Consider the following 14111-nt stretch of genomic DNA (forward strand, 5'->3'; position numbering starts at 1 on the left):
GGGCCTTCTGCCGCGTAGCCGGTCGATCCGGCAGTGCAAGTGGGTGAGGAGGCGGTCGCATCATAGAATCATCATGGCGCTCACTCCTCGTGAGTTGCCTCGTCATATGAGGTGGCGGGCAGTCCGGTCATTGAAGATCAGCTTCAAAATGGGCTGAAAGGGTCATCTGTCAGTCGATGCCAACGTCGACCGCAGGTCGAGCGAATGGCAGATAGCTGAGAGGTTATTCCACCAGTGATGGGATACTGGTGTGGACCGACACGATCAATACGTTCGCATCGCGCACCTCAAGGGGGATTACTGTCTATGAGCGGTGTCGATACCGTCCGCGGCATCAACTACCAGCACTGCCAAGCGATCCTGATTGGCCTAGACATAGCAGCTGACGACTCGGTGCTCGGGATCCGCGTCGAGGGGGCCGTTGACGCCCTGGATCTGGAAGTCATCGCGGATTCCCCCGCCGGGGCCGGACCGTTCGTAGTTCGCGGATTGCAGATGAAGTCTCGTCTGCAGCCTTACACGTGGGCGCGGGCCGAGCTGCTCGCCATCGTTCAACGGTGGACTGAACTGCCGCTGAGCGCGAACTCAGAGTTCTCTTTGCTCACGGACGGCGCTCTGGGACCTTCCGGGTACGCGGTCGCTGCTGCGTTGGACGAAGCTCGCGACGGTAAGTACGACGCCGTCGCAGAGCTTCTAGGGGTCGATGCCGAAGACCCCTTATGCGCGGTCATGGGTCGTGCGCGAATTGTTTCGGAACCTGGCTCGGTCGAGGCGCTGCTCCTCTCGGCTGAGATGGAGGTCAGGGCACTGCTCGAAACTGGCCCCACTCATCCAGACGCCGAGAAGGACGCTGCAGACCGGGTCAATGAGCTGTTCCGGGTTATCTCTACGCGATCGGGTCTGCCGGATTTGGACGATCGCTTCATCTCAAGGGACGAGATTATCGCCATCGTCGGCGACATCGCTCGACTTGCAGAAGCCGACCGCTGGACTGGTTCTCTGGCGGCGGAGTACCTGACTGCGATGGCGGCGGAGCAGATCGATAACCTCGTCGTGCCGACGTTGACGGCCAGCTGGCAGAGCTCACCTATTCGGGTTGAGGACCTCGCTCTTGTCACTGGCCCACTCCTGATGACGGGACGGACCGGTTCGGGCAAGTCCACTCTGTCGCGTTTGTGGCGTCGAGGCGCTGCATGTGCCGGTGGGAACGTTGTCGTATGTCACGCCGAGGCGTACCTAGCGCAACGGTTAGACCGGTTGGTTGCCGATGCCGTGGGGACCGCGGTGGGTCGAACGCTGTCGCGCCGGGTGGGCCGCCAGGTACTAGGGGATCCAAACGTGACCGTTATCCTTGATGGTGTTTCTGAGCTTCCGCAGCAGGTCAGGTCCGAGCTCGCCGCAGATCTTCGCACACACCTTGCCGGGTCCCACAGATCGCGGGTGGTCGGGGTGGGGCGCGACGAGGGAGTGGGCGCGACCCTTTTCCCGTCGTCAGCGACGGTACAACGCTTATATCCACTCGCGTTCGCTCGTTCGGAGAGGCTCGCGTTGACGGCGAAAGTGCTGGGCGAACCGGAGGGCGACGCGTCTACGCCCGTTGCCGTCGACGGAGGGGAGCCGACTGCTCTGGCAGGATCTGGTGGAGGCGACATAGAGGACTTCTCTTCTCGCTGTTACGAGGCGTTGGCGCAGGTTGAACATGCGTTGGGAGATGCCGCTGGCAATCCGATGTTGCTCGAGTTAGCGCTGCAACTGGTAGCCGGTGGAATCCCGTTCACCGACCGGGCTTCAGTGTACGAGTCGACCGTTTCGCGAATGTCTGACCGCGCGAATGGCGGCGACGTGCGCCTGGCGGTCGCTGTGCTTGGCGTCGTGTTCGCTGAGCTTCTGGATGAGGGACGGCGGTACGCAAACCCACTGGAGTGGGAACGCATGATCGCCGGAGCCGCAGTGTTCCTTGAGGAGCGCGGCGTTGCGACCGATGTCGCCGCCATTCGCGAGGCAGTCGCTCGAAGCGGCCTAGTCAACGCCGTGATCACCGGGATTGGGCACACAACGCTCCGAGTGCCTGTTCACGACTCCTTTGCCGACTACTTCGCCGCTCGTGCACACGCAGACGGGCTGGTTTCCCTACCGGAGATCCTGCTCGAAAATGACGAGAACCGTTTGTGGTTTTCCTCCCAGATGCGGATGCTCAACAGCTCAGACGTACTGGCAGTCGCCAAGCAGTTGCCTTTTTCCTTGGTGCGCGTCAGCGAGTCGGACCACAACAACATTAGCCAGCAGACGCCCGGGATTGTGGCCGCTTTACTGAACACGGTCCTTCCCGACGACACGGACGTCGAGGTGACAATGTGGCAGACGGCGAACGGGAAGACGATGGCTCAGGCCGGAACCGGGCCCACAACGTGGGTCGACTCGGCGCAGGCCCCGGCCGTCTTCGCAGGTCCGACGGTGGTGGCCGAGGACAGTGATGGGCCTACCGCGGTCGCGGTGCGACTGTGGCGGCTTATCCTCAGGCAGAGGCTACGTCGCGACCGTCGGTTGCGGCCACGATACCCAGGGTCGCGTCAGGAAGCCTGCGACCAGCTGAGAGAACACTGCCGTGAGGTCATCGCTGCGGTGGCAACAGTCTTAGTTGAAATCGCACCACCCGGCACAATCAACCGATTGCAGGAGACCATCGGCCCACTCGGCATGACCGGCGTGGTCTACGAACGTCAAGACGGCGGCTTTGGTCCAGAAGGCTGGTCGGTGAGATACCGGCACACAGAAGCCATCGATTTGGCCGCTGCGCCTGACTCTTCTCCCCCGCCTGTGGAGCCATTCGGTGAATACTCCGCGTGGACCGACGTGGTGTCCCGGGTCTCAACATCACCGGAAGTCACAGCTGCAAAGGCGATCGCCGAGGCGGTCACCAAACTGACACGAAATCACTGGCTGTGAAGCAGCCAACTCCCGAAAGGCGAATCACATGAACCCTGGCGAAGACACCTCCCCTGAACTCTGGTCCGCCATCTGGGAGTTGGCAGAAGCCTGGTCGCAAACCCCAGTGGTCCAGCAGGTCGCGGCAACGCTGCCCCGGAATCGCCCGTTGGATGAACGCGGAGACAAGGCGGTCGGCATCCCTGCGCTCTTGCAGCACCTCGAAGTCCACGCACGCATGATGATGAAACCTCTGATGTACGGCAGTCGAATTTCTGCGCTACTTGAGCAGCCTCTCATCGATGGGTTCGGGATGCCTGAGGTCGACCGAGATATGTTGGACGAGTGGTTACAGAGGGCTGCGAATTTGGAGCGCGCGCACCAGATCACCTTGGCTTGGTTGCGCTCTTCACTGGCGGGGTATCCGCTGCTTCGTGCGCCGCAGCTGGCGCCCGGAACCCCATTGACGACGGATGAGATGACGCCGCGCTACATTTGGTTTAAGGGCGAGTTCGCATCAGGCCTGCACGAAAGGAGTGCGCCGCCATCTGTGCCGGACCTGCTCGGCGCTGACGCGACGGGTGCTTCCCAACTTGACCAGGCTGCGCGACACATGAGTCAGCAGCTGACGAAGTCCCAGGCATGGGTCGACTTTGACAGTGCACTGCCCACATTGGACGAAGACGCGAAGGAGGCGTTGCGAGCGGCTCGGCGCGAACTTAAAGGGCGCCTGTCAGCAGAGGCACTAGATGACCACCAGCCGAATCTCGCTCTACCACGTGCCGAGTTCCGCTCACACACCATGAACGAGGTCCTCGATTCGCTTTCGGGCACCGCGCGAATCTATGCCGATGCGTTCGGCGAGGTGGATCGCTTGTTAGACCTTACTATGGGCGATATTTTTGGTGAGCTGGTCCTGTTCGGCGAACCGTGGCCGCTCCCGGTATTTAACGTCGAGACTCCGACGCCCGGGGAGCCCATCGTCGGGTTCGAGACGAAGCCTATTGGACCATTCCTGGCCACCGGTCAGGTTGTTTGGATCACAACGGAAGCGGTCGGAGACGCCGTCAGGATCGAGTCGCACACGATGAAGATGGACCAAGCTGAAGGCATCCAGGACCACTTCGAAGCGCGCGTTCTTGTCAATACCCGCGAGGCGTGGCCGGCGCCGACCATGAACAAGTACGGCTCCAGTAGCTGAACACCGACGAGCGGTGCTTTTGGCGGAATGCGCCAGCGGAAAAGGTTGCCAGGCATTCCCTGGCGCGGTTCGGGTAGCCCTACGGGCGTCGACATCAGACTTCTAGTCGTCGGCAGAGCGACAGTCTGCGTTTAGCTCCGTCGCCTCGGAACACACTTAGTACTAAGGTTATTCCGTGACGGAACGCGGTGGAGTTCCGGTTTAACGTCTAAGTGCTAGAGTCTGGCGGGAAGAAATGAGTATAACTACACAGGCCTATGACCGTTATGTCATCTGTCTATTTAACTAGGGACTGGAATGAAAATATTCATAAGTTGGTCCGGTGTTACTAGTAGAGCAGTCGCTGAAGCGTTGAGCGGCTGGCTGCCAAAGGTGATTCAGGGTGTAGAACCTTTCGTTTCTGCAAAAGATATTGATAAGGGTGCTAACTGGACGGTTGAGCTCTCTCGGGAACTGGAGAGCGCGCAGTATGGAATCATCTGCCTTGCACCGGATAACTTGCTGTCACCGTGGTTGAATTACGAAACCGGTGCGATTACGAAATCTGTGGACTCTCGAGTTGCTCCCGTGCTGTTTAACGTCTCCAAGGATGAAGTTAGGCCGCCCATGGCGCAGCTTCAGCTCACGTCGATCGACGTCGAAGAGTTCGAGCTTCTTATGATGTCGGTAAATAAGGCGGCGGGAAGTCGCCTTCGTGATGATCAAGTCAAAGAAGCGGTGGCTGTATGGTGGCCATCGCTCGAGACAGCAATCCGAGGAATTAAGGTTCCTGACAAGCCATCGGGCGCCATGACTGAGACGTCGTCCGAGCCTGCGAAGCCTGAGGCTGATGTCGCTGAAATGATGGGTGAGATTCTCCGCAGCGTTCGACGCCTAGATAGCAGGATGAAACATCTTGAGGGTGTGCCCGAGCTAATCGCCGGGCGCGATCCTCGCCTTGGGTCGTACCAGTCGGCAATACGATTCCTAGAGCGTGCCTTGCGTCCGAATGACATTATTTTAGATTCGATCAGAGTGAAGGATGGACGAGTCGAGGTGAAGCTGACTGATTCTCTGGGTGACGAGGATCTCTTGCCGCTAATTCAAGCAGCAGAAACGGTGGCAAAGAGAGAACAGAGTGACGTCTGGCTGCTTATGCCGGATCGAACCATAACCCTTAGTGCCACTGGGAGTAGAGCAGATGTTCCTTTCTAGCAAAACGCTACGGTGGATTTCTGCCGCGGAAACACCACTGCAGGTCATAGTGAGTAGCACTCGTCATCAGTGGCTGCGGAATGGTGCGCCCCAGCCTGATCAGCTTGCGTTGCCTGCACATAACGCGTTCTTCAACAGTCTGTCGGCAATATACCTCTCGTAGCCCATTTCCAGACAGTCCCTCGGTTTGGCGCATGATCGGGAGGCGTTCGTTCTTATCCATTCCGGAGTCACTCGTGGCACAGCGGTGTCAGGCGCGGTGCCTATCTCCACGGCAAACCATCTCTCACAGTTGTATCGGCGGGGCTGAAGACGGGTCACGGTAATGAAGTGTGTGGAGGCTCAAGTTGGACATGAGTAGCTGGTTCGGTCTCGCTGCATTTGTTGTAGCGACCGTCGCAATCCCGGCAGCGGTCCTGGCCACACGGTATTGGGGGAACCGCCGTGCATGCCCAGAAATGGAGATTCATGCAACCCCGCTGCTGCCGAAGAACGCACGGCCTGGATTGCTGGAGGTGACATATGGAGACATACCCTTGGACGAGCCGCATCTGGTGCCGGTGACGCTCCGCAACTCTGGCCCGCGCGACCTCTCCTCCGGGATGCTCGATGGAGGGCGGTCCATCACAGTGAAGTTCGACCAAACCTTTTGCGGACTCACCGCCGTTCATGGAGGCATCGAGACTCGGTCGCCCGCTATCGGTGCCAGTGCCGTCGTCTCCGTCGGGCCAGGCGTCTTGAAGTGCGGCGAGTCGTGGTCGTTCAGCGCTGTAACGACAGGACCGGGAGATGTGACCGTTGGTGCGCCACGGATAATCACCGATGTACAGGCCGCTGTTCCGGCCGAAAAGGCCGCATCGCGATCGCATTGCACGTGAGTGGTCTCGGGCGCAGGGTCAAGATTCCACTGCTCAGGAAGTCGTCAGAAATGCCAGCGTATTAGTGGACAGCACGGCGCGCGGTGTCAGTCATGGGGGAAGTTCTCAGTCAAGAAACGGACTCTAGGCGCTACATGTCCGTCCATCCTTGTATCGTTCATGTAGAAGCTCGCGATGGTCGCGGCCCAGAAGGAGGAGCCGATGTCATCGTTGGCCAGCGAGACACGCCGCAAGTGTTTCATTTCGTATCACCACGCTGATGAGGCAGAGGTCGAACAGTTCATCCAGACTTTCGACCACGACGGCGATGTACTCATCGCACGAGGTATTGGTGCGAGTATGTCGGGAGAAATTATCGGCAGCTCCAACGGCGACTACATCAAATCGAAGATACGAGAAAAATACCTCCGCGACACGACTGTCACCGTTGTTTTGGTGGGCCAAGAAACTTGGGGACGTAAGTTCGTTGACTGGGAGATCGGCGCTTCGCTGCGCAATACCGCGACGGCCTCAGCCAGCGGGTTGTTGGCAATTACGCTTCCGTCTGCGGCCAACTACGTTGGAAAGCAACTGCCAGCGCGTGTTGATGACAACGTAAGTGGAGAGGACGGGTACGCCCGCTGGTGGAAGTACCCAACCACCACGGCAGGGTTGGCCAACATCATCGAGATCGCCTATTTGGCTCGTACGGTGAAGTCGGGCCTCCGAAACAACATCCGGCCGCTGCGCATGCGGAATGCCTGAGAGGAACCCGATGGCTCTCACAGACACAGACTTGCCCGGGGTCTGGAAGAACGCTGATGGGGAATCCCGACGTGGGCAAACGTGGACGTTGCGTCTTACTTGGCTAAAAGTCGGTGGAGGCGTGCTGGCTGCTTTCGGTGGAGCGCTGTCTTGGAGCTTAGGCAGCGTGGACGTCGCGGCCGGTATTGTTCTTGTGGGGTTCCTGACAGCGCTCGTCAGTGAACTAGTGTCATGGGTGACGCAGCCTGAGCGTCTCTGGTATGAGGGGCGTGCAGTAGCGGAGTCGGCGAAGACGCTCGCGTGGCGCTACGCAGTGGGGGCTGATCCGTTTCCAGCGAGCATGTCGCGAACGGAGGCTGCAAGCAAGTTCAGTGAGCGGATGTCGGCGGTCGCAGATCAGGTGGCCGAGAGAATCATCTTCGATGAAGAGCAGCCAGTTCTAACCGAGCCAATGGACGCTCTGCGGGCGAGGCCTTTTGAGGAACGGCGCGCAGCCTACATCCAATTTCGGACTCAGGATCAGCAGCAGTGGTATTCGAGGAAGGCTCGAGCGAATCGCCGCCAGGCCGCTGCCTGGAGATTTATCCTCATCCTGGCTGAAGTCATTGCCGTTGTCCTTGCCGCAGGCCGTGTTTTCGGGGGTTGGTCCGTGGACTTCGCGGGTCTGCTAGCGGCCCTCATTGCCGCCTGTACCGCATGGGTGGCCGTCAAGCAGTTCTCCCCGCTTGCGTCTGCGTATTCGGTCGCGACGAAGGAACTGAGCCTTCAGTCATTTAGGCTCTCGGACGTGGCTGAGGACGATTGGCCACTTGTTGCCGCCGACGCGGAGGAAGCGATCAGCCGGGAGCACACGACCTGGCTGGCTTCCCGAACGGGAAGCGCTACTATTCGCCCTGGCTCGTAAGATTGGGTATAGGTAAGGGCGGCGAGCAGCTCAAACCCGATCAGAGGTTTCCGTTCTAAAGTCAGTTGGGCTCGCCCTTGAATCTTGCCGATAGGCTCGTCCTTCCAGCACCTCGGGCACCTAGAATTCATGGCCTAATGCTGGACTGCCAAACACAGGCTGCACACGTAAGGTTGGTATCTGCGGCGACGTGGTGGAGTTTAGGTTCAACGTCTAAGTCCCGAGCTGCGTAAAACTGGTACTACTGGCCGCTAAGAACACGTGTTCTTAGCGGCCATGCACTTTTTACCACCAGGCGCCGTCTAAGAGATTGCCGCATCCGGACACTCCCCGTGAAGCTAATATCGGAATTCCCTTAGAAAAGGGGCCAAGGCACGGCGGACATCTCACCGCTCGGAGCCGGAAACTTTCCTGTCAGGCGCAACCGGGCGCAACGCGCGTCGAGCGATGTGATTTCTTCGGTGCTGAGCAAGTCCGTCAGGTTGCGGCCCAGCTCACCGTGTAGTCCTTCGCTGACACGATCTATGCCGTCGCATTCCTCAGCGGTTAACTCCTCCCCGATCCATCCCCACAAAACCGTACGCAGCTTGTGATCATGGTGAAAGGTGAGCCCGTGGTCCACACCGTGCCGGTGCCCGTCTGCCATCGAAAGTATGTGGTCGCCTTTGCGGTCGGCATTGTTGATGATGATGTCCAACACCGCCATGCGTCGCAGCGCTGGCGAGTCTTCGTGAACGAGTGCGACCGTCCGTCCGTTCTCGTCGCGTCCCTCGAGAACCACTTTCCAGCCGTTCTCCGGCACAAGGTCCGTCGCGATTAGCTCCACAGCGTTTTGGGCGGGGTCTTGCTCCTGCCAGAGCTGCACCATGCCTTCGCCCAGCGGACCATCGCGCAGCCAGGTGTGTGGCACCACGTCGCCGCCGAAGACCTGCGAGACCAGATAGGCGGCCACCTCCCGATGAGCCAGACATCCTTCCGGGAAATCCCACAACGGACTTTCGCCTGCTATCGGCTTATAAACGACCACCACGTCACCGATGCTGCCCAGAAATGAAGCGTTTGAAGCCGTCGTAATACGGCCGGTGAGAGTCAGCTCAGAGGTCGCTAAGTTCGGCGCTGCCATCAGACCTCGAGAGTGGGACAGAGGTGTCCGTCGGCGTCTATGGGGTAACCGCACAGTGGGCACATCGGACGCCCAGCACCCACGATCTCGCGGGTGCGCATGGCGAAGGCGCGGGCGGTGCCGACCGGCATTCGTACCAGCAGCATTTCTGTCTCGCTAGCGCCGTCGTCTTCATGCCATTCGTCGTTGTCATCAGGATCGATATTGGTGATGGGGTGAGCCTCAATGACGACCTGGGCCATGGTTGGGTCCCACCCTAAGCTCATGGCCCCCGTGCGAAACTGCTCCTGTACGGCGTCGAGCTGGTCATTGTCGACAAGTTCAAGGGGAGTGCTCGCAGGAACGCTGAAGGGGTTGCCTTCCACCGTGATGAGCTGGTCGAGAATTTCGTCGATCTTCTCCGCGAGCAGAGCTGCCTGCTGCTTCTCGAGGGCAACACTGACAACCTGCGTCCCTGCGCGTACCTGCAGGTAGAAGGTTCGCGTTCCCGGAAGGCCAATGGTGCCAACGACGGCCCTATCCGGCCAGTTAAACTCGTGGATATATCTAGGCATATCTGTATTCTAGGCACATTTGGTTCATGGCGCTTTTTGCCCTGCGCCGCCGCCCACGGGCGCATCACCAGCGAGGATGTTGGTCGAAAGCCACGACAGATCGCCCGCTGTGGTGTTGGTCGCGTAGACGCTGGGCCGACTAGCACCGTAGTGCACGATCGATACGGAGGCAGGTCCAATGTTAATGCGCTGGAACAAGTCAAGGTGCATACCGAACGCATCGGCAAGGATTGACTTGATGATGTCACCATGACTGACCGCAACCCATACCGCCTGCGGCCCGTACTCGGCTTCGAAGGCTGCGTTATGGCGTCGAATTGCTGCCACAGACCGGGCCTGCATTGCGGCCATTGATTCACCACCGGGAAATACGACGGCGGACGGTTGCGACTGCACCACCGGCCACAGATCCTCGGCCGCGAGATCACTGAGCATGCGGCCCTGCCATTGGCCGTAATCGCACTCGATGAGAGCCGGATCGACCAGCATTTTCGGCGTCCCAACTTGGCGATCGAGGATGAGCTTGGCCGTCTGCTGACAACGCTCAAGAGGGCTCGACACGACTCCGACTACGGGGACGGTTGCGAGCCGTTCTCCGGTCAGAGCCCCCTGGTCGCGTCCGACCTGGTCCAGATCGACGCCCTCCGCCCGCCCAGCCAGCAGTCCAGTGGCATTTGCTGTGGTGCGGCCGTGTCGCACGAGAATAACTGTCGCCATGTAACCAGCCTAGTCACTCACGTGATGAGGGTGTGAACCGGCCCGTGTCGCGCGCTGAACAGAGCCGAGTAGGCAGGTAAAGCACGGTTCACTTCTGGCGCTCTACCTTGCCCGTCCGCATGAGGCTTGACTCGCTGCATGGTGGGATTATCGCAGCCCTCCCACCAGCAAACCGATTCGTGGTGGCTACCGGCCGCGCGTGTTCTAGGATCTACCCCTGATGAATCTTGAGGGCGCTGTTGTTCTGGTAGTTGGCGCGACCGGCGGGCTTGGCTCGCGGATCGCCACTCAGCTGGAAAGTAAGAGCGCGATCGTGGTGCGGTCCTCAAAGTCCACCGGGCACGATCTGCGGGAATTCTCCGTGGTTGGTGAGGTGCTCGATGCCACGATTGCACAGCTCGGACGTCTTGACGGGCTAGTGGTCGCGTCGGAGGTCGTTGCATTTGGAGCCGCATCAGAGCTTTCCCCCGCCACGGAGGAGGAATTATTTGCAGTAAACACGACCAGCGCAATCCAGCTCATCACCCAGAGCGAGCCCTATCTTGCGGCCTCGGCGCTTGATGGCCGAGATCCGTTCATCATAACTCTGAGTGGCGTCGCAGCCGAGACACCCGTCGCAGGTCTAGCGGCCTGCTCGGCGTCGAAAGCGGGGCTCGCCGCGTACGTTGTCGCAGCGGCGCGCGAGTACCGTCGCGCGGGCATAAGAATCGTGGATGCTCGCCCAGGCCACACTGCCCCCGCGCTATCTGAGCACCCGATCGCCGGGTGCGCGCCACGATTCTCAGCAGCGTTGAATTGACCGGTGCAGGCAGACGTTCCTCGCCTGCCTGCACCGACGAACCATGCGGAGGCTCCTTAACCAACTGCTTCGTAGTGGAACAAGATCGGATTTCCTGTGGTGCTGTCGCTTATGCGCTTGGGTAGGTGTAGAAGCCCTCGCCAGTGGCGAGGCCCAGCTTGCCCTTGTCGATGTAGTTTTCCTTTAACCACTCCGCTATTGCCTTTTCTTCGGGCCCGCCGTGGGCCAGGATGTTGTACGGCGTGGTGAGCCCGATGATGTCGTAGATCTGGAAAGGTCCGATAGGTGCTCCGGTCGCGATCCGCCACACCTTGTCAACATCTGCCGGCTCGGCGTAACCGCCAGCGGCAAGTCCCGCGGCCGAGTTCAAGAACGGGACCAGCAAGGAGTTGAGGACGTAGCCCGCCTTCTCCTTGTGGATCGGGATCGGCACCATCCCGATCTCCGATGCGAATTTGACTACCGAGTCGTACACGGCGGGATCGGTATCGGTGGTGCCCATGACTTCGGCGGTATTGAATTTCCATATCTGATTCGCGAAGTGAAGCGCAAGGAACTTGCTCGGCCTGCCGGTGAAGTCCTTCAGATCACTCGGCAGCAGGGTCGATGAATTAGTTGCGAAGATCGTCTTTTCAGGCGCGAACTGACCGAGCTTCTCATACGTTTCCTGCTTGAGCTTTAGTACCTCAGGGATCGCTTCGATGACAAGGTCGGCGTCGCGGACAGCGTCGGCCAAGTCGGCGGAATACTGTAGTCGGGTGAGCGCATCCACGGCTTGTCCGTCTGCGGCGCCGTCCACTCCGTCCCTCAGATATGTCTTCGATAAATCCTCAAAGCGCACCTTGGCCTTCGCTAGTACCTCGTCGCTGATGTCATAGGCAGTGACATCGAATCCGCTGTAGGCGGTCTGGAATGCTATCTGGGAACCGAGGACTCCGGTGCCTAAAACAGTGACCTTTTGAATATTGTTACTCACAGTTGTTTCCCTATTCTCTCTTGTGGTTTCGACGACGTACCGCGGCCGAGCTGATGTGAGGCGGGGACAGCGAGGAAGCCCGTGACGATCTGGTGGATTTGGGTGGTCAAGTTGGCAACGGTGTTGCGCTGCGGATGAGTGCCTATAGACAAGCGCCCGATGGCGAGGTGGGTGAGGGCAAAAATGCTGGCCGCGGCGAGAAGCGCGGTCTCACGATCCGCGGAAATTCCACGCATGTGTGCCGCGCTAAGTAGCTCGTCGGCGATGTCTCGTTCAAGCGAGTCGATGATACTCAGCCCCTCACGCCGGTACTTTTCACCTTCTGGACCGAAGAGAAGCTCTCGCTGATATGCGGCGCTATTCTCGGGAACGGCCGCTGCGCGCTCGATGATAGGAATAACCCGCGCGGTCACGCGTGCGGTGGCGTCGAACTCGCTCGCCGCCTGCAGTCGCCCCTGCTCTATAGTCAGCTTTAGGTCCTCATTGAAAACCATCAACAACAGTTCGCCCTTGGATGCGGCGTAGCGAAAAAGCGTACCTGTAGCAACCTTGGCACGATCCGAGACTTCCTGGGTAGATACGTGATCGAATCCCCGCTGCGCGAAGAGATCGGCGGCAGCCAGGAAAATTCGGGCGTGCTTTTCTCTGGTGTTGTGTTCGCGTCGACCACCCGCATTGACCGAAGATGTCAAGGTTTTCCTCACTCACTGTACCTAAAAATGAGTGTACTCCGTTTTATAAATGGGACAAGTGCCCGGTCCACCGCACTCAGCACAGAACAGCATGAAGTTGAACCGAATTTCCATTCATGATCTGGAGCTTTATAGCTGGACTTTGCTGCAATTCACCATAACTACGCGTACGCTGTCGAGCTGAGTTCGGCAACATGGTTATGAAAGCAGTCCCGCTGCAATGAACTTCGTCACCGATGCCGGATATTGACCGTGCCAATGCCACGTAGTGCTTCTACTTTAAGAGAGATTCTTCTGCGTTTACTTTGCTTAGGAAGGTAGGTTCTTACATTATGCAAACGACTCGGAATTCTATACATGCGGCTAAAGCACCTGCCGCCGTCGGTCCTTACTCGCATGCGGTTCGCTATGGCGGACTGCTGTTTCTCTCCGGTCAGACTCCGATTGACCCTGAAACCGGAGAAATTGTGGCTGGTGGGATCGAAGCGCAGACGCGGCAGGTTTTTGCCAACTTGAAGTCTGTTTTGACCGCAGCGGAGTCGAACTTCGACGCCGTACTGAAAGTCAATGTGTACCTAACCAGCCTCGATGACTTCAGCGCAATGAACGCTATCTACGGGGAAGTCTTCGCCGAACCGTATCCGGCAAGAACGACTATCGCGGCGGCATGCCTGCCATTGGGGGCGGATGTTGAGATTGAGCTTGTCGCGAGGGATCCACTGGGCTGAGGTATTCTCCCCACACGCGGCACCCCACACGCGGCACCCCACTCGCGTGGCTCCAGTTCGCGGCACCCCAGTCCGCTACCGGGCGGACTCAAAATCCGAAGTGGATTCCGCCCGGGGCGACGCCTAAAACATTGCCGCGCATCGCCCACGGATCGAGGCGAGACAGCTTCGGGGCGTTCTATTTAGCGAGCTCAGTGAGCGTGATTCCGAGAAGAGCGAGTGCCACCGCAACAGTCGTCCAAATCCACGTCTTGATACGCGAAGGCGACCGCCGCCCCGACCGCTCGAACCCAAAGTGTAGATACCCTGCATAGAACATCACAATCGCCGAGAGGAGCAGGGGAATCGCGGCAATCCAAAACAACATAGGCATAGGACAAAGATACTGTTGGAGAATAACGATTCCACAATGTCACCAACCTTCGCGAAGACGTGAAATGGGCCTCTCGGGCAACTGCGAAAGGGACGCCTGGCCGTAGGCGAAAAATGCGACGGCTGGCCGCCGTCGTTCGCTAAGTCGTGGCAGCACCGTCTGCGGTAGTTTTATCACTGGGTCCTGGGTCCTGGGTTTCGCCGTCGTTTGCTAAGTCGTGGCAGCACAGCCTGCGGTAGCTTTATCACAGGGTTCTGGGCTTCGCCGTCGTTCGCTAAGTCGTGGCAGCACAGCCTGCGGTAG

The 14111-nt window shown here is 59.1% G+C and carries 13 protein-coding genes; 8 read left to right on the forward strand and 5 right to left on the reverse strand.

Features of this window, described 5'->3' with window-relative positions; all coding sequences use genetic code 11:
• Nucleotides 1-306 precede the first annotated feature (306 nt).
• The 6 genes from LOH53_RS07930 (at nucleotide 307) to LOH53_RS07955 (ending at nucleotide 7846) form a co-directional block, all read left to right on the forward strand.
• Nucleotides 307-2946, forward strand: coding sequence for an NACHT domain-containing protein (locus LOH53_RS07930; RefSeq protein ID WP_230067199.1), 2640 nt, complete (start codon nucleotides 307-309; stop codon nucleotides 2944-2946).
• Between the two features lie 28 nt (nucleotides 2947-2974).
• Nucleotides 2975-4126 carry a hypothetical protein gene (locus LOH53_RS07935; RefSeq protein WP_230067200.1) on the forward strand — a complete coding sequence of 384 codons (1152 nt, stop codon included), beginning with the start codon at nucleotides 2975-2977 and terminating at the stop codon, nucleotides 4124-4126.
• A 297-nt stretch (nucleotides 4127-4423) separates the two neighbouring features.
• The gene (locus LOH53_RS07940) at nucleotides 4424-5320 is read left to right on the forward strand and encodes a toll/interleukin-1 receptor domain-containing protein (RefSeq protein ID WP_230067201.1); all 897 of its coding nucleotides are present in this window, start codon (nucleotides 4424-4426) and stop codon (nucleotides 5318-5320) included.
• A 353-nt stretch (nucleotides 5321-5673) separates the two neighbouring features.
• Nucleotides 5674-6198, forward strand: coding sequence for a hypothetical protein (locus LOH53_RS07945; protein WP_230067202.1), 525 nt, complete (start codon nucleotides 5674-5676; stop codon nucleotides 6196-6198).
• A 201-nt stretch (nucleotides 6199-6399) separates the two neighbouring features.
• On the forward strand, nucleotides 6400-6942 hold the full coding sequence (locus LOH53_RS07950; RefSeq protein ID WP_230067203.1) for a TIR domain-containing protein: 543 nt from the start codon (nucleotides 6400-6402) through the stop codon (nucleotides 6940-6942).
• A 10-nt stretch (nucleotides 6943-6952) separates the two neighbouring features.
• A complete protein-coding gene (locus tag LOH53_RS07955) occupies nucleotides 6953-7846 on the forward strand; it encodes a DUF4231 domain-containing protein (RefSeq protein ID WP_230067204.1) in 894 nt (297 codons plus the stop codon).
• Between the two features lie 355 nt (nucleotides 7847-8201).
• Here the strand turns inward: LOH53_RS07955 and LOH53_RS07960 are convergent, their stop codons facing one another.
• The 3 genes from LOH53_RS07960 to LOH53_RS07970 are packed head-to-tail and all read right to left on the reverse strand — an operon-like array spanning nucleotide 8202 to nucleotide 10240.
• Nucleotides 8202-8969, reverse strand: a complete 768-nt coding sequence (locus tag LOH53_RS07960) for an SCO1664 family protein (protein ID WP_230067205.1) — start codon at nucleotides 8967-8969, stop codon at nucleotides 8202-8204.
• Nucleotides 8969-9523, reverse strand: coding sequence for a DUF3090 domain-containing protein (locus LOH53_RS07965; RefSeq protein WP_230067206.1), 555 nt, complete (start codon nucleotides 9521-9523; stop codon nucleotides 8969-8971). Before LOH53_RS07965 ends, LOH53_RS07960 begins: the two co-directional genes overlap by 1 nt.
• Nucleotides 9524-9547: 24 nt before the next feature.
• Complete coding sequence (locus tag LOH53_RS07970) at nucleotides 9548-10240, reverse strand: histidine phosphatase family protein (protein WP_230067207.1); 693 nt, start codon at nucleotides 10238-10240, stop codon at nucleotides 9548-9550.
• 220 nt (nucleotides 10241-10460) lie between these two features.
• Here LOH53_RS07970 and LOH53_RS07975 point away from each other — a divergent pair, with 220 nt between their 5' ends.
• A complete protein-coding gene (locus LOH53_RS07975; protein WP_230067208.1) occupies nucleotides 10461-11039 on the forward strand; it encodes an SDR family NAD(P)-dependent oxidoreductase in 579 nt (192 codons plus the stop codon).
• Between the two features lie 109 nt (nucleotides 11040-11148).
• Here LOH53_RS07975 and LOH53_RS07980 read toward each other — a convergent pair whose 3' ends face one another.
• Both LOH53_RS07980 and LOH53_RS07985 read right to left on the reverse strand, forming a co-directional pair.
• Entirely contained in the window at nucleotides 11149-12015 is an 867-nt protein-coding gene (locus LOH53_RS07980; RefSeq protein WP_230067209.1) for a 3-hydroxyacyl-CoA dehydrogenase, read from the reverse strand.
• Nucleotides 12012-12707 carry a TetR/AcrR family transcriptional regulator gene (locus LOH53_RS07985; RefSeq protein ID WP_230067210.1) on the reverse strand — a complete coding sequence of 232 codons (696 nt, stop codon included), beginning with the start codon at nucleotides 12705-12707 and terminating at the stop codon, nucleotides 12012-12014. The genes LOH53_RS07980 and LOH53_RS07985 overlap by 4 nt, the downstream gene beginning before the upstream one ends.
• A 332-nt stretch (nucleotides 12708-13039) precedes the next feature.
• Between LOH53_RS07985 and LOH53_RS07990 the strand changes: the two genes are divergently transcribed.
• Complete coding sequence (locus tag LOH53_RS07990) at nucleotides 13040-13435, forward strand: RidA family protein (RefSeq protein WP_230067211.1); 396 nt, start codon at nucleotides 13040-13042, stop codon at nucleotides 13433-13435.
• Nucleotides 13436-14111 lie beyond the last annotated feature (676 nt).

The sequence above is a fragment of the Arthrobacter cryoconiti genome, from assembly GCF_020905375.1.
Lineage (GTDB): Bacteria > Actinomycetota > Actinomycetes > Actinomycetales > Micrococcaceae > Specibacter > Specibacter cryoconiti.

Coding starts and splice junctions, on each gene's coding strand:
- LOH53_RS07930 (WP_230067199.1), top strand. CDS start 307: ATGAGCGGTGTCGATACCGTCCGCGGCATCAACTACCAGCACTGCCAA.
- LOH53_RS07935 (WP_230067200.1), top strand. CDS start 2,975: ATGAACCCTGGCGAAGACACCTCCCCTGAACTCTGGTCCGCCATCTGG.
- LOH53_RS07940 (WP_230067201.1), top strand. CDS start 4,424: ATGAAAATATTCATAAGTTGGTCCGGTGTTACTAGTAGAGCAGTCGCT.
- LOH53_RS07945 (WP_230067202.1), top strand. CDS start 5,674: ATGAGTAGCTGGTTCGGTCTCGCTGCATTTGTTGTAGCGACCGTCGCA.
- LOH53_RS07950 (WP_230067203.1), top strand. CDS start 6,400: ATGTCATCGTTGGCCAGCGAGACACGCCGCAAGTGTTTCATTTCGTAT.
- LOH53_RS07955 (WP_230067204.1), top strand. CDS start 6,953: ATGGCTCTCACAGACACAGACTTGCCCGGGGTCTGGAAGAACGCTGAT.
- LOH53_RS07960 (WP_230067205.1), bottom strand. CDS start 8,969: ATGGCAGCGCCGAACTTAGCGACCTCTGAGCTGACTCTCACCGGCCGT.
- LOH53_RS07965 (WP_230067206.1), bottom strand. CDS start 9,523: ATGCCTAGATATATCCACGAGTTTAACTGGCCGGATAGGGCCGTCGTT.
- LOH53_RS07970 (WP_230067207.1), bottom strand. CDS start 10,240: ATGGCGACAGTTATTCTCGTGCGACACGGCCGCACCACAGCAAATGCC.
- LOH53_RS07975 (WP_230067208.1), top strand. CDS start 10,461: ATGAATCTTGAGGGCGCTGTTGTTCTGGTAGTTGGCGCGACCGGCGGG.
- LOH53_RS07990 (WP_230067211.1), top strand. CDS start 13,040: ATGCAAACGACTCGGAATTCTATACATGCGGCTAAAGCACCTGCCGCC.